The organism is Pseudoroseomonas sp. WGS1072 (assembly GCF_049340465.1).
Taxonomy (GTDB): Bacteria; Pseudomonadota; Alphaproteobacteria; order Acetobacterales; family Acetobacteraceae; genus Pseudoroseomonas.
The window spans coordinates 1,370,903-1,388,827 of record NZ_JBMPSU010000001.1 but is presented as its reverse complement, the minus strand read 5'-3'; the positions used below and the strand labels follow the sequence as shown (position 1 = coordinate 1,388,827).

The window sequence follows — 17,925 nt, the reverse complement described above, 5'->3', positions numbered from 1 at the left end:
GCCCCCCATGGCCTCCGCCAAAGCCGCCAATGACAGCACGGATGCCGCACCGGCGGGCCCCCCGGGCGTGCTCTTCTTCCCGCGCCGCACGGCCATGCTGGCGGCCCCGCGGGAGCGGCTGCTGCTGTCGCCGCCCAGTCTGGTGGGCGGCGAGCTGGCGGTGCTCAGCCGCACCCTGACGGATGGCTGGATCGCGCCCGCCGGCCCGGTGCCCGAGGCCTTCGAGCAGGCGGTGGCCGAGGCGGCGGGCTTCGCCCATGCCGCGGCCCTCGCCTCCGGCACCGCGGCGCTGCACCTCGGCTACCGCGTGCTCGGCGTCGAGCGCGGCGACGAGGTCTGGACCCAGAGCCTCACCTTCGTCGCCACCATCGCCCCGGCGGTGCAGATGGGCGCCCGGCCGCGCTTCCTCGATGTCTCGCCGGACAGCTGGACGATGGACCCCGAGGTGCTGGAGGAGCAGCTGATCCAGGCGGCGCGGCGCGGCCGGCTGCCGCGCGCCGTGGTGCCGGTCGATCTCTACGGCCAGCCCTGCGACCTCGATGCCATCCTGGCGATCTGCGGCCGCTGGGGCGTGCCGGTGCTCTGCGACAGCGCCGAGGCGCTGGGCGCGCGCTACCGCGACCGGCCGGTGGGCAAGGGCGCGGCGCTCGCCGCCTTCTCCTTCAACGGCAACAAGATCATCACCGCCGGCGGCGGCGGCGCCCTGGTCTCGGACCAGCCGGCGCTGATCGCCCGCGCCCGCCACCTCGCCGCCCAGGCCAAGGAGGCGACGCCGCACTACCAGCACGAGACCACCGGCTATTCCTACGGCATGTCCTCGGTGCTGGCCTCGGTCGGGCTGGCGCAGATCGGCGCGCTGGAAGCGCGGGTGGCGGAGCGCCGCCAGGTCTTCGCCCGCTACGCCGGGGCGCTGGCGGACCTGCCGGGCGTCGGCTTCATGCCGGAGCCGGACTGGGCGCGCTCCAGCCGATGGCTCTCGGTCATGCTGATCGATCCGCTGCGCTCCGGCACCTCGCGCGAGGCGGTGCGGCGGGCGCTGGAGGCGGCGAACATCGAGAGCCGCCCGGTCTGGAAGCCGCTGCACATGCAGCCCGCCTTCCGCGGCGCGCGCTGCCACGGCGCCGGCGTCTCCGGCCGCCTCTTCGAGCGCGGCCTCTGCCTGCCGAGCGGCGCGATGACCGCCGCCGAGCAGGACCGTGTCATCGCCGTCATCCGCGGCTGCTTCCGGACCTGAGCCGATGCGAATTCTCTACCTGCACCAGCACTATTCCTCGCCGGCCGGCGCCACGGCCACGCGCAGCCACGCCATGGCCCGGGCGCTGCAGGCGCGCGGCCACGCGGTGACGATCGCCTGCGGCCGCTATGCCGGCGCCGAGACCGGCCTCGAGGGCGCCTTCCGCCATGGCCGGCGGGAGGGCGAGGTGAAGGGGCTGCGGCTGGTCGAGTACGACATTCCCTGCGGCAACGCGCAGGGGCTCGGCGCCCGCGGCGGCGCCTTCCTGCGCTATGCCGCCGAGGCCGGCCGGCTCGCTGTGGCCGGGCGGTGGGACCTGGTGATCGCCAGCTCGACGCCGCTCACCGTGACCCTGCCGGCGCTGCTGGCGCGGCGGCTGCGCGGCACGCCCTTCGTCTACGAGATGCGCGACCCCTGGCCGGAGCTGCCGCGCGCCCTCGGCGGCGTGCCCGGCTGGGCCCTGGCCGGGATGGAGCACCTGGCGAATGCCGCCTGCCGGCAGGCGGCCGCCGTGGTGGCGCTGAGCGAGGGCATGGCAGAGACGGCGCGCGCCCGCGGCACGCCGCCGGATCGGCTGCACGTGGTGCCGAACGGCTGCGACCTCGACCTGTTCGGCCCGCATGTCCCCGCCTGGCGGCCGGACGAGGCGGCGCCCTGGGAGATGCTGGCGGTCTATGCCGGGGCGCATGGCCGCGCCAACGGGCTGGAGCAGCTGCTGGAGGCGGCGGCGATCCTGCGCGCCCGGGGAGAGCTGCGCATCCGCCTGCTGCTGGTCGGGGACGGATCGGAGAAGGCGCGGCTGCAGGAGGAGGTGATGAACCGGGGGCTGTACAATGTCAGCTTCCTGCCACCGCTGCCCAAGCGGCAGCTGGCCAGCCTGCTCGCCGGCTGCCAGGTCGGGTTGCACTGCCTGGCGCCGGTGCCGGAATTCGCCGAGCTGACCGCGCCGAACAAGCTGATGGACTATCTGGCCGCCGGCCTGCCCGTCGTCTCCAACCTGCCCGGCCGCGCCGCGCGCCTGCTGGCCGACGGGCCCTGCGGCATCGCCATGCCGCCGGGCGAGGCCGGCGGCCTGGCCGATGCCCTGCTCTGGATGGTGACCAATCCCGGGCTGCGCGGGCAGATGGGGCGGGCGGCGCGCTCCCAGGCGGTCTGGCGATGGGACCGGCGCCTGCTGGCGGCGCGCTTCGTCGAGGCGGTGGAGGGCGCGGTGCGGGCGGAGCCGGCCGGCGCGCTGGTGCCGGCATGAACGGGCCCGCTGCCACCTCCCTGGCCGGGATGGCCGAGATCCACCTGGTCGCCGCCGCGCGGCCCAACCTGCCGAAGCTGGCGGCGCTCTGGCACGCCCTGGCCGCCCGCCCGGCCTTCTGCCGCCCGGTCCTGCTGCACACCGGCCAGCACCGGGACGCGGCGATGTTCGGCGCGCATCTGGCCGATCTCGGGCTGCCCGAGCCGGAGATCGACCTGGGTGTCGCGGCCGGGGGCGGCCATGCCGGAACCACCGGCCGCACCCTGATGGCCTGCGCCGCCTTTTGGGAATCGCGCCGGCCGGCCCTGGTGGTGGTGGCCGGCGATGTCGACGGCACGCTGGCCGCCGCGCTGGCCGCCCGCAAGCTGGGCATCCCCGTCGCGCATCTCGAGGCCGGGCTGCGCTGCGGCGACCGCGACATGCCGGAGGAGATCAACCGCCGCGCCGTCGATGCCGTCAGTGACCTGCTCTGGGCGCCCGATCACGCCACGGCGGAGCGCCTGCTCGCCGAGGGCCACGCGCCGGGCGCGGTGCGGGCGGTCGGCAACGCGATGATCGACACGCTGCTCGCCCGCCTGCCCGCCGCCCGCGCGCGGCCCCTGCCGGGCGGACTGGCGCCGGGATTCTACGGCGTCGTCACCCTGCACCGCCCGGCCAATGTGGACGATCCGGCGGCGCTGGCGGCGCTGCTGGCGGCGCTGGGCGCGGCGGCGGCGCGCCTGCCGCTGGCCTGGCCGGTGCATCCGCGCACGCGCGGGCGGATGCGGGCCTTCGGCCTCGCCTGGCCGCCGGGCGTGCTGGACCTGCCGCCGCTCGGCTATCTCGACTTCCTCGGCCTGCTGGCCCGCGCCCGGCTCGCCGCCACCGACAGCGGCGGGGTGCAGGAGGAGGCGGCGGGGCTCGACCTGCCCTGCCTGACCCTGCGTCCCTCCACCGAGCGGCCGGTGACGCTGGAGCGCGGCGGCAACCGCCTGGTGACGCCGCGGGACCTGCCGGAGGCGGTGGCGGCGGTGCTGGCCGGCGCCTGGCCGCGCGCCCGGCCGATCCCGCTCTGGGATGGCCGGGCGGGCGGGCGCATGGCCGCGCATCTCGCCGAGGTCCTGCCCACCCCGCTGGGGAGGGCCGCCTGATGCCCGATGGAGCCGCCCCGGCGGCACGGCCCGCGGCCTCCGCCGCCGTGACGATGATGCCCCCCGGCCTGCCGCCACCCCTGGTCTGCATGCTCTCGGCGGCGCATCCGCCGGCCGATGTGCGCGTCGTCGGCAAGGAGGGCGCCACCCTGGTCTCGGCCGGCTGGCGGGTGCGCCATATCTGCCCGGCCGCCGCCGGCGCGGTCGGTGGCGAGGCACGGCATGGCGTCGCCATCGCGCCCTATCGCCGCGCCGCCGGCTGGCTCGGGCGGCTGCGCAACATCCCGGCCCTGGCCCGCCGCGCCGCCGACAGCGGCGCCGCCGTGCTGCATGCCAGCGAGCCCGATGCCTGGCTGGCGGCGATCCTGGCGGCGCGGCGCAACGGCGCGCGCGTGGTGCTGGACGTGCATGAGCACTATCCTTCCCGGCTCGACCACCGCCTGCCGCGCCTGCTCCGCCCGCTGCTGGCGCCCCTGGCGCGCGCCGCCATCCGGGGCGCCTGCCGCGCCATGGCGCGCCGGGCCGACGCGGTGGTCGTGGCCAAGGACGGGCTCGACGGCGACTTCGCCGCGCCGGAGCGGATCGTGCCGGTGCGCAACTACGCCCGCGCCAGCCAGGTGACGCCGCGCCGGCATCGCGCCGGGCCGCTCACCCTGGTGCATCTCGGCGCGCTGGGCCGCGCCCGGGGCGCCATGGAGATGCTGGACTGCCTGGCCTTCTGCCCGGCCTCCACGCGGCTGACCCTGGTCGGGCGCTTCACCGACGGCTCCGAATCCGCCTTCGCCGGCCGCGCCGAGCGGCTCGAGCTCGCCGCCCGCGTCACCCGCCGGGGCTGGCTGCCGCATGGCGAGGCGCTGGCCGAGGCGGCGCGTTGCGACATCGGCCTGGTGCTGTTCCAGCCGGGTGTGGAGAACCACCGCCTGGCCCTGCCGCACAAGCTGTTCGACTGCATGCTGGCCGGCCTGCCGGTGATCGCCCCGGCCTTCGCCACCGAGGTGGCCCAGGTGGTGCGCGAGGCGGAATGCGGCCTGCTGGTGGACACCGCCGACCCCGAGGCCATCGCCGCCGCCGTGCGCCGGCTGGCCGATCCCGGGCTGCGCGCCGGCATGGGCGCGCGCGGCCGCGAGGCGGCGCTCGGCCGCTTCGGCTGGGCCGGCGAGGCGGAACGGCTGGTCCGCCTGTACCACCGCCTGGCGCCGCTGCCGCGCTGATGGCGCGCGCCACCCCCTGGTCCGCCGGCGCGCCCCTCGCGCCGCGTCCCGCGGCGCGGCTCGCGGGGGCCGTTTCGCGGCGCCGCGGCGTCCCGGCGGGCCGGTGGGGGGGCCGCGGCAAAGCTTCACCCCGGCGCGCCGCACGCCTATACGCCCGCTCCATGGCCCTCACCCGAATTCTGCTGAATCTCGGCCTGGACTCGCTTCTGGCGGCCCTGGCGCTCCCGCTCGCCGTCTGGGCGGCCTCGCCCGGCGACTGGCCGCCCGGCGGCTGGTGGCTCGGCGCCATTCCCGGCACGGTCGCGGCCCTGGTCCTGGCCGGGCTGCCGGTGCGCCTGCCGCAGCAGTACTGGCGCTTCGCGGCGCTGAAGGATCTGGTGGCCGTGGTCGGCGCCGGGATCGGCGCGGCGCTGCTCTTCAGCCTCGGCCTGCGGCTGGCGGGGGCCTGGATGCCGGGCAACGTGGCCTTTCCGCTGATCCATGCGGGCGCGCTCTCCGCCGTCCTGCTGGCGCCGCGCATCCTGGCGCCGCTGAAACAGGCGCACCGCGTCGGCCCGCCGTCCGAGGCGCCGGCCCTGCCGGTCCTGCTGGTCGGCACCGGGGATGCCGCGGACCTGTTCATCCGCGCCCTGCTGCAGCAGCGCACGCCGCGCTACCGCGTCATCGGCATCCTGGCGCGCAGCCCGCGCGGGGCGGGGCGGCGCATCCATGGCCACCCCATCCTCGGCGGCTTCGAGGAGGCGGGCGAGGTGCTGGACCGCCTGCGCGCCGAGCAGCGCCTGCCGGGCGCCATCGTGCTCGCCGATCCCGACCTGCAGGGCCATGCGCTGGAGGAGATGCTGGATGCCGCCGACCGCCACGGCGTTCCGGTCAACCGCGCGCCGCGCCTGACCAGCCTCGGCCCGGCACGGCGCGAGGGGGCGGGGGCGCGGCGCTTCGAGCTGCGCCCGGTGGCGATCGAGGAGCTGCTCGACCGGCCGCAGGTGCCGCTCGACCGCGAGGGCATGGCGCGGCTGGTGCAGGGGCGGCGGGTGCTGGTCACCGGCGCCGGCGGCACCATCGGCGGCGAGCTGGCGCGGCAGGTGGCGGCGCTCGGCCCGGCCCAGCTCACCCTGCTCGACCATGGCGAGTTCGCCCTCTACAGCATCGACCTGGAGCTGGCGGAGACGCATCCGGCGGTGCCGCGCCGCGCCGTGCTGGCCGATGTGCGCGATGCCGGGCGCATCGCCCGGCTGATGCGCGACGTGCGGCCGGAGCTGGTGTTCCATGCCGCGGCGCTGAAGCACGTGCCGATGGTCGAGAACGACCCCCTGGAGGGGCTGCTGACCAACGCCCTCGGCACCCGCGTCATCGCCGACGCGGCGCGCGCGGAGGGCTGCCGCGCCATGGTCTTCATCTCGACCGACAAGGCGGTGAACCCGACCAGCGTCATGGGGGCCTCCAAGCGCCTGGCCGAGATGTACTGCCAGGCGGTGGACAAGGACGCGCGGCATCGCGGCGGCGGCGAGGCGGGCGACATGCGCTGCATCACCGTGCGCTTCGGCAATGTGCTGGGCTCGACCGGCTCGGTGGTGCCGCTGTTCCGGCGCCAGCTCGAGCGCGGCGGTCCGCTCACCGTGACGCATCCCGACATGCGCCGCTACTTCATGACGGTGCGCGAGGCGGTCGGGCTGGTGCTGCAGGCGAGCGTCGTCGGCATGGCCGATGCGGAGGGGTTCCGCGCCGCCGGCGACGGGCGCGGCCTGCCGCCCGAACTGTCCGATGGCGGCATCTTCGTGCTCGACATGGGCAAGCCGGTGAAGATCGTGGACATGGCGCGGCGCATGATCCGCCTCGCCGGGCTGCGGCCGGACGAGGACATCGAGATCCGCTTCACCGGCCTGCGCCCGGGGGAGAAGCTCTACGAGGAGCTGTTCCACGGCCAGGAGCCGCCGCGCCCGACGCAGTATCCCGGCCTGCTGATGGCGACGCCGCGCACCACCGACGCGGCCGAGGTCGGCGCCGCGATCGACGCCATGGCCGCCGCGGCGCGGGCCGGCCAGGGCGGCGCGGCGCTGGCCGAGCTGGCCCGGCGGGTCCCCGAATTCGACCACAATGCCGGCGCCCCCCCTGGTCCGCCCGCCGGCGCCACCCCCACCACCCCCGACGCGCGCGCCTGAGCATGGGCCGGGCCGCGCCATCCGTTCCGCGAGAGGACGCACGATGGAAGGTCCGGCCTATCCGGTCTCGTGGTGGGGCCGCGCCCGCGCGCTGGACCCCGCCGCGCCGCTCGCCCCGGCGCTGAGCGAGCGCATCGCGGCGCGGACGGCGCGCATCGGTGTGGTCGGCCTCGGCTATGCCGGGCTGCCGCTGGCGCTGCGCTTCGCCGAATCGGGCTTTCCCGTCACCGGCTTCGATATCGACGCGGCCAAGCTCGCGACGCTGCGCGCGGGGCGCAGCCCGGTGCATGGCATCCCCGACGGCCGGGTCGCCGCCGCCGGCATCCGGCCCGCCGCCGGCGCCGAGGAGGCGCGCGACTGCGACGCCCTGCTGATCTGCGTGCCGACGCCGATCGGGCCGCACAAGGAGCCCGACCTCGGCGCCGTGCGCGCCGCCGTCGCGGCGATCGCGCCCTTCCTGCGACCCGGCCAGGCGATCGGGCTGGAGAGCACCACCTATCCCGGCACCACGGAGGAGGTGGTGCTGCCGGCGCTGGCGGAGGCCGGGCTGCGGCCGGGGCTCGACGCCTTCGTGCTCTACAGCCCGGAGCGCGAGGACCCCGGCAACCCCGAGGGCACGGTCGGCCGGGTGCCGAAGCTGATCGCCGGCGCGACGCCCGCCTGCCTCGCCATCGGCCAGGCGCTCTACGGACCGGCGGCCGCCGGGCGGCTGGTGGCGGTCTCGTCGCTGCGCGCGGCCGAGCTGGTGAAGCTCTACGAGAACGTGTTCCGCGCCGTGAACATCGGGCTGGTGAACGAGCTGAAGCGGATCAGCCACGCCCTCGGCCTCGACGTGCACGAGGTGATCGACGCCGCCGCCACCAAGCCCTTCGGCTTCATGCCCTTCCGCCCCGGCCCCGGCCTCGGCGGGCACTGCATCCCGGTCGATCCCTACTACCTCGCCTGGAAGGCGCGGGAGCTGGGCGTGCCGAGCGACTTCGTCGAACTGGCCGGGCGGGTGAACGACGCCATGCCGGGCTATGTCGTCGGCCGGCTGCGCGACGCGCTGGACGCGCGCGGCAAGGCGTTGCGCGACGCCCGTATCCTGCTGCTCGGCCTGGCCTACAAGCCGGGCGTCCCCGACATGCGCGAGAGCCCGGCGTGCGAGCTGCTGCACCTGCTGGCCCGGCGCGGCGCCCGCGTCGCCTATCATGACCCGCTGGTGCCGGCCTGGCCCGAGGCCGGGCTGGAGAGCGCGCCGCTGACGCCCGGGCTGCTGGCGGCGCAGGATGCCGTGCTGGTGGTGACGCCGCAGCCGGGGATGGATTTCGCCGCCGTGCGCGCCCACGCGGCGCTGGTGGTGGACACGCGCGGCGTCTACCGCGACGCGGCGGTGGAGACCGATGCGTTGCCGGGTGAAACGCGCGGTGATTTCCCATCCGGTGGCGAACGGGCCTATCACGCCGTCATCCAGGCCTGACCGGGCGCCGCCCGGCGGGCCTGCACCGCTGCACGGAGCCTTTCCGCCGATGACCGAGACGCGCCCCATCACCCTCTTCGACATGAAGGCGCAGCAGGCGCTGATCCGCGACGGGATCGACCGCCGCATCGCGGCCATCCTGGACAGCGGCGCCTTCATCAACGGCCCGGATGTGCGCGAGCTGGAGGAGAAGCTGGCGGCCTTCGCCGGCACCGCCCACGCCGTCGGCGTCTCCTCCGGCACGGATGCGCTGCAGATCGCCATGATGGCCGAGGGTATCGGACAGGGCGATGCCGTCTTCCTGCCCGCCTTCACCTATACCGCGACCGCCGAGGTGCCCCTGGTGCTCGGCGCCACGCCGGTCTTCGTCGATGTCGAGGAAGGCAGCTTCAACATCGACATCGCCGACCTGAAGCGGCGCATCGCGCTGGTGAAGGCGGAGGGGCGGTTGCGGCCGCGCGCCGTGGTCGGCGTCGATCTCTTCGGCCGCCCGGCGGACTGGGTGGCGATCCAGGAGATCTGCCGCGAGGAAGGGCTGTTCGCCCTCGACGACGCGGCCCAGGCCTTCGGCGCCGCGCTGGACGGGAAGCGCCTGGGCCGCTGGGGCGACGCGGCGGCGCTCAGCTTCTATCCGACCAAGACGCTCGGCTGCTACGGCGATGGCGGCGCCATCCTGACCGACAGCGCCGAGCGCGCCGAGCTCTACCGCTCGCTCCGCACCCATGGCGAGGGCCGGACGCGCTACGAGGTGGAGCGCACCGGCATGAACGGCCGGCTGGACACGCTCCAGGCCGCCATCCTGCTCTGCAAGCTGCCGCTGCTGGAAGACGAGCTGGCCGCCCGCGCGCGGATCGCGGCGCAGTACGGCGCCCGGCTGGCCGGCCATGTGGCGGTGCCGGGCGAGCAGGCGGGCGCCACCAGCGCCTGGGGACTCTACTCGATCCTGCTGCCGGACGCGGCGGCGCGGGCGCGGGTGCAGAAGGCGATGCAGGAGCACGGCGTGCCGTCGGCCATCTACTACCCGAAGCCGCTGCACCGGCAGCCCGCCTATGCCCGCGCCCATGCCGAGGGGCTGCGCCAGGCGCCGCCCCTGCCGATGAGCGAGGCGCTGTGCGAGCGCATCCTCTCGCTGCCGATGCATCCCTATCTGGACGAGGGGCAGGTGGAGCGCGTGGCCGCGGCGGTGATCGCGGGGCTCTGACGCCGCGCGGGGCGGGGCCGCCCTTACCGGCGGCTTCCCCCTCCGCCGGACGGATCAGTCCGCCTGGGCCGCCTGCCCCATGCGGTAGGGATGCGCCGGGTAGCTGCCGAGGACGCGCAGCTCGCGCGAGAAGAAGGCCAGCTCCTCCAGGGCGCGCTTCAGGGGGGGGTGGTCCGGGTGGCCATCCACGTCGCAGAGGAACTGCGTGGCGGTGAAATGGCCGTCGAGCATGTAGCTCTCGAGCTTGGTCATGTTCACGCCGTTGGTGGCGAAGCCGCCCAGCGCCTTGTACAGCGCCGCCGGGATGTTGCGGACGCGGAAGACGAAGGTGGTGACGGTGTTCATCGCCTCCACCGCCGGCATCCGCGGCGCGCGCGCCATGACATAGAAGCGCGTGGTGTTGTGCGCCTCGTCCTCGACATTGTGCAGCAGGATCTCGAGGCCATAGGTCTCGGCCGCCAGCGAGGAGGCGATGGCGGCGTCCTCCAGGCTGGGCCGCTCGGCCAGCAGCTTGGCGGCGCCGGCCGTGTCGGCCTCGATCACCGGCTCCAGCCCGCGCTCGCGCAGCAGTTTGAGCACCTGGCCGAGCGCCACCGGGTGGCTGTGGGCGCGCTTCAGCCCGGCGAGCGTCGCGCCCTTGTGCGCCAGCAGGCAGTGCTCGACGCGCTGGTAGTGCTCGCCCACGGCGAAAAGGCCCGAATCGGGCAACAGGCGGTGGATGTCCGGCACCCGGCCGGCCAGCGAGTTCTCGCAAGGAAGCATGGCGAGGTCGGCCCGCGCCTCCCGCACCGCCTCCATCGCCGCCTCGAAGCTGGGGCAGGGCAGGGTGGTCCAGCCGGGATAGGCGCTGCGGCAGGCCAGGTCGGAATAGGCTCCAGGGACACCCTGGAAGGCGATCACACCGCTCACGCTTGATTCTCCGGCCCGGGCAGAAGGGGGAAGGTCCGCGCCGGGGCTTGACGCTCGGAATGGGGCGACGGGTTGAAGCGCCGCCGTTGTCCCACTATGGTCCGGACGCTTCTAGTCGAGGCCAAGGCCGTGCGCAAACAGCGGCCGGGTCCGATGCGGGGTCCCCTGCACTTCGTCTGAGAAATGGATCTGGCAGAATGAGCTTGGAGGTCAACAAGGCGTTCGCCGCCGTCCTCACCGCCGGGATCGCCTTCATGGTGGCCGGGTTCATCGGTCAGCAGGTCGTGCATCCGAAGCGGCTTGAGAAGACGGCGATCGCCATCGACGTGCCCGAGACCTCCGGCGCCCCGGCCGCCGCGGAACCGCAGATCGACCCGATCGCGCCGCTGCTGGCCAATGCCAATGTCGACAACGGCCGCCAGATCGCCGCCCGCCTCTGCGCCGCCTGCCACACCTTCGAGGAGGGCGGCGCCAACAAGGTCGGCCCCAACCTCTACGGCGTGGTCGGCAACCACCATGCGCATCTCGACAGCTTCAACTATTCCCCGGCGATGAAGGGCCTGGCCGACAAGCCCTGGGACTACGAGGCGCTGAACCACTTCCTGGCCAGCCCGGCCCGCACCATCCGCGGCACCCGCATGGCCTTCGCCGGGCTGCGCAGCACCGAGCAGCGGGCCGATGTCATCGCCTATCTGCGGACCCTGGCGGCCTCGCCGCAGCCGCTGCCGTGACACCGGACCTCATCGCGGCCGCCGAGGCGGCCGCCGGGGCGGCGGGGGCGGTCATCCGCCCCCTTTTCCGTTCCGGCCTGCTGGTCGAGGCCAAGGGCGACGCCAGCCCCGTGACCGAGGCCGACAAGGCGGCGGAGCGGGCCATCCGGGCGCTGCTGGCCGAGCGCTTCCCGCAGCATGGCGTGATCGGCGAGGAATACGGCGCCGAGCGCGCCGGCGCCGAGTATGTCTGGGTGATCGACCCGATCGACGGCACGCGCGCCTTCGTCACCGGCCGGCCGCTCTTCGGCAGCCTGATCGGCCTGCTGCACCGGGGGCGCCCCGTCCTCGGGCTGATCGACCAGCCGGCGACCGGCGAGCGCTGGCTGGGCATGGCCGGGGCGCCGCTGCGCTTCACCGGCCCGATGGGCGGCACGCCCGGCACCCGGCCCTGTTCCCGCCTGGCCGAGGCGGAACTGTCCTGCACCAGCCATGAGATGTTCACCGCGGCGGAGGCGCCGCGCTTCACCCGCCTCCGGGCGGCGGCGCGCCGCGTGACCTGGGGCGGCGATTGCTACGCCTATGGCCTGCTGGCGCTCGGCCTGGTCGATCTCGTCGTGGAATCCGACCTCCGGCCCTGGGACTGGGCGGCGCTGGTGCCGGTGGTCGAGGCGGCCGGCGGCCGCATGACCGACTGGCAGGGGCGGCCGCTGCAGCTCGGCGCCGGGGAGGAGGCCGGCCCGCAACAGGTGCTGGCGGTGGGCGACGCCGCCCTGCTGCCGGAGGCGACAGGGCTGCTGGCCGGCTGAGGCGGCGGCGCGCCCCTCGCCCGCGTTTCAAAAAGCAAGCCGGGCGACGCCGCGGTTGTCCTGCGGGGGAGGAACCCTCATCCTAGGGGGCATGCGCCGACGTCCCCTGTTCGCTTCCGGCCTCGCCCTCGCCCTGGGCCCTGTCCTGCCTCGCGCGCGGGCGCAGCAGGCTCCCGCCGCTCCGCCGCCGGCGGAGGCGCCGCCCGGGCCCCGCCGCACCCATGCCCTGTCGCTGCTGGGCGAGCCGGCCCTGCCGGAGAACTTCCCCCACTGGCCCTGGGTGAACCCGGCGGCGCCCCGGGGCGGGACCATGGTGCGCCACGCCATCGGCAGCTTCGATTCCTTCAATCCCTTCATCCTGCGCGGCACGCCGGCCGCCGCCGTCGCGGCGATCTACGACACGCTGATGACGCCGAGCTTCGATGAGGCCAGCACGGAATATCCGTTGCTGGCCAAACTCGTGGAGGTCCCGCGCGACGGGCGCGGCGTCGCCTTCGAGCTGGACGAGCGGGCCCGCTGGCACGACGGCCGGCCGGTCACCGCGGCCGACGTGGTCTGGAGCTTCGACACGCTGCGCCGGCATGGGCGGCCCAATTTCAGCGGCTATTACGGCGATGTCGCGGAGGCCGTGGCGGAGGGGGAGCGCCGCATCGTCTTCCGCTTCAGCACGGCCGACAACCGGGAGCTGCCGCAGATCCTCGGCCAGCTTCCGGTGCTTCCCCGGCACTGGTGGGAGGGCAAGGACTTCGCCCAGCCCGGCCTGGAGGTCCCGCTCGGCTCGGGCCCCTACCGGATCGAGGCCTTCGAGCCGGGCCGCAGCGTCACCCTGCGCCGCGTCGCCGACTACTGGGGCCGCGACCTGCCGGTGCGCCGGGGCACCAACAACATCGAGACGCTGCGCTTCGACTACTACCGCGACAGCACCGTGGCGCTGGAGGCCTTCAAGGCCGGGCAGGTCGATTTCCGGCTGGAGAACGTCGCCAAGGACTGGGCCACCGCCTACGACTTTCCCGCCGTGCGCCAGGGGCTGGTGAAGCGCGAGGAGATCCCGCACGAGCTGCCGACCGGCATGCAGGGCTTCGCGATGAACATCCGGCGCCCGCTCTTCCAGGACCGCCGCGTGCGCCAGGCGCTGGGGCTGGTCTTCGACTTCGAGTGGATGAACGCCAACCTGTTCTACGGCAGCTACACGCGCACCACCTCGTACTTCTCCAATTCCGAGCTGGCCTCGCGCGGCCTGCCCTCCGAGGGCGAGCTGATGGTGCTCTCCGCCTTCCGCGGGCGTCTGCCGGAGGAGATCTTCACCACCGAGTTCCGCGTGCCGTCCTCGGATGGCAGCAATGCCAGCCGCGAGAACGCCCGCCAGGCGCTGGCCCTGTTGCGGGAGGCGGGCTGGGGCGTGAAGGATCGCCGGCTGGTCAACGAGAAGGGCGAGCCCTTCAGCTTCGAGATCCTGCTCGACGGACCGACCTTCGAGCGCATGGCCCTGCCCTATATCCAGGCGTTGCAGCGCCTCGGCATCGAGGCGCGGGCGCGCACCGTCGATCCCGCCCAGTATCAGGTGCGGATGGACAATTTCGACTATGACATGACGGTCGAGCTGTTCGGCCAGAGCCTGTCTCCCGGCAACGAGCAGCGCGACTACTGGTCCTCCGCCAAGGCCAAGGAGCCGGGCAGCCGCAACACCATCGGGATCGCCGATCCGGTGGTGGACGCGCTGATCGAGCTGGTCATCAGCGCGCCGGACCGCCAGGCGCTGATCGACCGCACCCGCGCGCTGGACCGCGTGCTGCTCTGGGGGTTCTATGTCGTGCCGCACTGGCACAGCCGCAGCTTCCGCATCGCCTGGTGGGACAAGTTCGGCCGGCCGGAGCGCAACCCGCGCTACAACTTCGACCTGTCGGCCTGGTGGGTGGACGCGGCGCGCGACCGTGCCCTGCCGGCGGACCGCAGGGCGGTTCCCTGACCCGTGCCGCGCGGTCCGGGGATGGCCCCACCCCCGCCTCCCGCCGCCGGTCTTCCTGCCATTGGCTTTCCTGCCATTGGTCTTCCTGAAGGATAGCGCATGGGCGCCTACCTCCTGCGGCGTCTCCTCCTGCTGGTGCCGACGCTCTTCGGCATCATCCTGATCAATTTCGCCGTGGTGCAGTTCGCACCCGGCGGGCCTGTGGAGCAGATGCTGGCCGAGCTGCGCGGGCAGGGTGGCAGCGGCATCGGGCGCCTCTCGGGCGAGGGGCAGGGCGAGCTGCGGATGCCCCAGGGGATGCCTCAGGGCGGCGGAGGGGGCGGGCCTGTCGGCCAGTATCGCGGCGCGCAGGGCATGGACCCGGCGCTGGTGGCGCGGATCGAGACCATGTTCGGCTTCGACAAGCCGGCGCATGAGCGCTTCCTCGACATGGTCGGCGGCTATCTGCGCTTCGATTTCGGCCGCAGCCTGTTCCAGGGCCGGCCGGTGATCGACATCCTGCTGGAGAAGCTGCCGGTCTCGATCAGCCTCGGCCTGTGGTCGACGCTGATCATCTACCTCGTCTCCATCCCGCTCGGTATCCGCAAGGCGGTGCGCGACGGCACCGCCTTCGATGCCTGGACCTCGGGCGTGGTGCTGGTCGGCTACGCGATCCCCGGCTTCCTCTTCGCCATCCTGCTGGCGGTGCTCTTCGCCGGCGGCTCCTTCGTGCAATGGTTCCCGCTGCGCGGCCTCGCCTCGTCCGGCAGCGCCGAATGGCCCTTCTGGCAGCGCGCGCTGGACTATGCCTGGCACATGGCGCTGCCGACCCTCTCGCTGGTGGTGGGCGGCTTCGCCGGGCTGGTGATGCTGACCAAGAACAGCTTCCTCGACGAGATCGGCAAGCAATACGTGCTGACGGCGCGGGCCAAGGGGGCGGATGAGCGGCGGGTGCTCTACCGCCATGTCTTCCGCAACGCCATGCTGCTGATCATCGCCGGCTTCCCGGCCGCCTTCATCGGCATCCTCTTCACCGGGGCGCTGCTGGTCGAGATCGTCTTCTCGCTGGACGGGCTCGGCCTGCTCGGCTTCGAGGCGGCGATCCGCCGCGACTATCCGATCATGTTCGGCACGCTCTACCTCTTCACCCTGCTCGGACTGCTCATGCAGCTCATCGGCGACATCGCCTATACCCTGATCGATCCCCGCATCGACTTCGAGGCCCGCCGCTGATGACGCTGCGCCCGATCACGCGCCGGCGGCTGGCCAATTTCCGCGCCAACCGGCGCGGCTGGTGGTCGCTCTGGATCTTCCTCGCCCTCTTTCTCGTCACGCTCTGCGCCGAGCTGGTCGCCAATGACCGGCCCCTGCTGGCCCGTGTCGGGGACCGCTGGTTCTTCCCCGTCGCCGTCGAGTACGCCGAGAGCGACATCATCCCCGACGGTTTTCCCACCGCCGCCGTCTGGCGCGACCCGGTGCTGCGGCAGGAGGTGGCCGAGCGCGGCGGCTGGATGCTCTGGCCCCCCTTGCCCTACCGCCACGACACCATCATCCGCGATCTCGGCCGGCCCGCGCCCTCGCCCCCCTCCTGGCGCAATCCGCTGGGCACCGACGACCAGGCGCGCGACGTGCTGGCGCGGGTGATCTACGGCTTCCGCACCTCGGTGCTCTTCGGCTTCACGCTGACGATCCTGAGCGCCGTCATCGGCATCGCGGCCGGGGCGGTGCAGGGCTATTACGGCGGCTGGGTGGATCTCGGCTTCCAGCGCTTCATCGAGATCTGGTCGGGCATGCCGCAACTCTTCCTGCTGATCATCCTCTCCAGCGTCATCGCGCCGGGCTTCTGGGTGCTGCTGTTCTTCCTGCTGCTCTTCTCCTGGATGGCGCTGACCGGCGTGGTGCGCGCCGAGTTCCTGCGCGGCCGCAACCTCGACTATGTGCGCGCGGCCAAGGCGCTCGGCGTCGCCGACACCCGGCTGATGATCCGCCACATCCTGCCCAATGCCATGGTGGCCACGCTGACCTTCCTGCCCTTCCTGCTCTCCGGCTCGGTCACCATCCTGGCCAGCCTGGACTTCCTCGGCTTCGGCCTGCCGCCGGGCTCTCCCTCGCTCGGCGAGCTGGTGACACAGGGCAAGAACAACCTGCAGGCGCCCTGGCTCGGCATGACGGCCTTCGCCGTGCTGGGCGGGGTGCTGACCCTGCTGATCTTCGTGGGCGAGGCGGTGCGCGACGCTTTCGATCCGCGCAAGCTTCCGGGCGGCGGGCGGTGAGGGCGGCGGGCGTGGACGACATCCTGCGCGTCGAGGATCTTTCCGTCGCCTTTCGCGGCCAGACCGTGGTCCAGGAGGTCTCCTTCGCCGTGAAGCCGGGGGAGACGGTTGCCCTGGTCGGCGAATCCGGCAGCGGCAAGAGCGTCACCGCGCTGTCCTGCCTGAGGCTGCTGCCGGCCGCCGGCGCCAATCCGCGCGGTCGCGTCCTGCTGGACGGCACCGACGTGCTGCGGGCCGGCCCGGCCGAGCTGCGGCGGCTGCGCGGCGGCGTGGCCGGCATGGTCTTCCAGGAGCCGATGACCAGCCTCAACCCGCTGCACAGCATCGGCCGGCAGGTGGCCGAGGCGGTGCGGCTGCATCAGCCGCTGCGGGGCGCCGCGCTGCGCGAGCGGGTGATCGCCCTGTTGCGGCGCGCCGGCCTGCCCAATGCCGCCGAGCGGCTGGACGCCTTCCCGCACCAGCTCTCGGGCGGGCAGCGGCAGCGGGTGATGATCGCCGCCGCTCTGGCCAACGACCCGAAGCTGCTGATCGCCGATGAGCCGACCACGGCGCTCGACGTCACCATCCAGGCGCAGATCCTCGATCTGCTGGACGAGCTGAAGCGGCGCCTCGGCATGGCGATGCTGCTGATCACGCACGATCTCTCCATCGTCCGCGCCCATGCCGATGCGGTGGTGGTGATGCGCCATGGCCGCGTGGTGGAGCAGGGCAGGGCGGCCGAGGTGCTGGCGGCGCCGCGCGCCGACTACACGCGGATGCTGCTGGCCACCGAGCCGCGGGGGGCGCCGGCGCCGGTGCCGCCCGATGCGCCCGTCCTGCTCGAGGCCGAGGCGGTGCGGGTGCGCTTCCCGATCCGCCGCGGCCTGCTGCGCCGCCAGGTGGGCGAGGTGCGCGCGGTGGACGGCGTCTCGCTGGCGCTGCGGGAGGGCGAGACGCTCGGCCTGGTGGGGGAGAGCGGCAGCGGCAAGACGACGCTCGGCTTCGCGTTGCTGCAGCTCGAATCCAGCGAGGGCGCCATCCGCTTCGAGGGGACGCCGATCCAGGGCCTGTCGCGCGCCGCGCTGCGGCCGCTGCGGGCGCGGATGCAGATCGTCTTCCAGGACCCCTACGGCTCGCTCTCGCCGCGCATGAGCATCGCCGAGATCGTCGGCGAGGGCCTGGCGGTGCACGAGCCCTCGCTCTCCGCCGCCGCGCGGCAGGCGCGCGTGCTGGCGGCGCTGGAGGAGGTCGGGCTCGATCCCGCCACGGCGCAGCGCTATCCGCACGAGTTCAGCGGCGGGCAGCGGCAGCGCGTCGCCATCGCCCGCGCCCTGGTGCTGCAGCCGCGCCTGCTGGTGCTGGACGAGCCGACCAGCGCGCTCGACGTGTCGGTGCAGGCGCAGGTGGTGGAGCTGCTGCGCGGCCTGCAGGCCAGGCACCGCCTGGCCTATCTCTTCATCAGCCACGACCTGCGCGTGGTGCGCGCCATGGCGCACCGGATCATGGTGCTGAAGGGGGGCCAGGTGGTGGAGACGGGCGAGGCGGAGGAGGTGATGCGCGCGCCCCGGGCGGAGTATACGAGGGCCCTGATGCGCGCCGCCTTCCCGGAGGGCGCGGCAGCTCGGGAGGTCTCGGCCAGCGAATGAACGAAACAGGC

Annotated in this window: 14 protein-coding genes; 13 read left to right on the top strand and 1 reads right to left on the bottom strand. The window is 74.0% G+C overall.

Going from position 1 to position 17,925, the window contains the following annotated elements; translation table 11 throughout:
• Positions 1-7: 7 nt before the first annotated feature.
• From ACF3NH_RS06620 to ACF3NH_RS06590, 7 genes are all read left to right on the top strand, one after another.
• Entirely contained in the window at positions 8-1,234 is a 1,227-nt protein-coding gene (locus ACF3NH_RS06620; RefSeq protein WP_232477213.1) for a DegT/DnrJ/EryC1/StrS family aminotransferase, read from the top strand.
• A 4-nt stretch (positions 1,235-1,238) separates the two neighbouring features.
• On the top strand, positions 1,239-2,483 hold the full coding sequence (locus tag ACF3NH_RS06615) for a glycosyltransferase family 4 protein (protein ID WP_422922298.1): 1,245 nt from the start codon (positions 1,239-1,241) through the stop codon (positions 2,481-2,483).
• Complete coding sequence (wecB, locus tag ACF3NH_RS06610; protein ID WP_422922297.1) at positions 2,480-3,613, top strand: non-hydrolyzing UDP-N-acetylglucosamine 2-epimerase; 1,134 nt, start codon at positions 2,480-2,482, stop codon at positions 3,611-3,613. The genes ACF3NH_RS06615 and wecB overlap by 4 nt, the downstream gene beginning before the upstream one ends.
• Complete coding sequence (locus tag ACF3NH_RS06605; protein WP_198367092.1) at positions 3,613-4,824, top strand: glycosyltransferase; 1,212 nt, start codon at positions 3,613-3,615, stop codon at positions 4,822-4,824. The genes wecB and ACF3NH_RS06605 overlap by 1 nt, the downstream gene beginning before the upstream one ends.
• A 161-nt stretch (positions 4,825-4,985) precedes the next feature.
• On the top strand, positions 4,986-6,983 hold the full coding sequence (locus ACF3NH_RS06600; RefSeq protein ID WP_198367093.1) for a polysaccharide biosynthesis protein: 1,998 nt from the start codon (positions 4,986-4,988) through the stop codon (positions 6,981-6,983).
• 43 nt (positions 6,984-7,026) lie between these two features.
• Positions 7,027-8,442, top strand: coding sequence for a nucleotide sugar dehydrogenase (locus tag ACF3NH_RS06595; protein ID WP_422922296.1), 1,416 nt, complete (start codon positions 7,027-7,029; stop codon positions 8,440-8,442).
• A 49-nt stretch (positions 8,443-8,491) separates the two neighbouring features.
• Complete coding sequence (locus ACF3NH_RS06590; protein ID WP_422922295.1) at positions 8,492-9,643, top strand: DegT/DnrJ/EryC1/StrS family aminotransferase; 1,152 nt, start codon at positions 8,492-8,494, stop codon at positions 9,641-9,643.
• 54 nt (positions 9,644-9,697) lie between these two features.
• Here the strand turns inward: ACF3NH_RS06590 and ACF3NH_RS06585 are convergent, their stop codons facing one another.
• On the bottom strand, positions 9,698-10,552 hold the full coding sequence (locus ACF3NH_RS06585; RefSeq protein WP_422922294.1) for a prephenate dehydratase: 855 nt from the start codon (positions 10,550-10,552) through the stop codon (positions 9,698-9,700).
• Between the two features lie 197 nt (positions 10,553-10,749).
• On the opposite strand from ACF3NH_RS06585, the gene ACF3NH_RS06580 reads away from it, so the two are divergent.
• The 6 genes from ACF3NH_RS06580 (at position 10,750) to ACF3NH_RS06555 (ending at position 17,914) form a co-directional block, all read left to right on the top strand.
• A complete protein-coding gene (locus ACF3NH_RS06580) occupies positions 10,750-11,283 on the top strand; it encodes a c-type cytochrome (protein WP_198367097.1) in 534 nt (177 codons plus the stop codon).
• Complete coding sequence (locus ACF3NH_RS06575) at positions 11,280-12,071, top strand: inositol monophosphatase family protein (RefSeq protein WP_422922293.1); 792 nt, start codon at positions 11,280-11,282, stop codon at positions 12,069-12,071. The genes ACF3NH_RS06580 and ACF3NH_RS06575 overlap by 4 nt, the downstream gene beginning before the upstream one ends.
• A 91-nt stretch (positions 12,072-12,162) precedes the next feature.
• Entirely contained in the window at positions 12,163-14,037 is a 1,875-nt protein-coding gene (locus ACF3NH_RS06570; protein WP_422922292.1) for an extracellular solute-binding protein, read from the top strand.
• A gap of 99 nt (positions 14,038-14,136) precedes the next feature.
• Complete coding sequence (locus ACF3NH_RS06565; RefSeq protein ID WP_422922291.1) at positions 14,137-15,249, top strand: microcin C ABC transporter permease YejB; 1,113 nt, start codon at positions 14,137-14,139, stop codon at positions 15,247-15,249.
• On the top strand, positions 15,249-16,289 hold the full coding sequence (locus ACF3NH_RS06560; RefSeq protein ID WP_422922290.1) for an ABC transporter permease: 1,041 nt from the start codon (positions 15,249-15,251) through the stop codon (positions 16,287-16,289). The genes ACF3NH_RS06565 and ACF3NH_RS06560 overlap by 1 nt, the downstream gene beginning before the upstream one ends.
• Positions 16,290-16,300: 11 nt before the next feature.
• A complete protein-coding gene (locus ACF3NH_RS06555) occupies positions 16,301-17,914 on the top strand; it encodes an ABC transporter ATP-binding protein (protein WP_370592027.1) in 1,614 nt (537 codons plus the stop codon).
• Positions 17,915-17,925 lie beyond the last annotated feature (11 nt).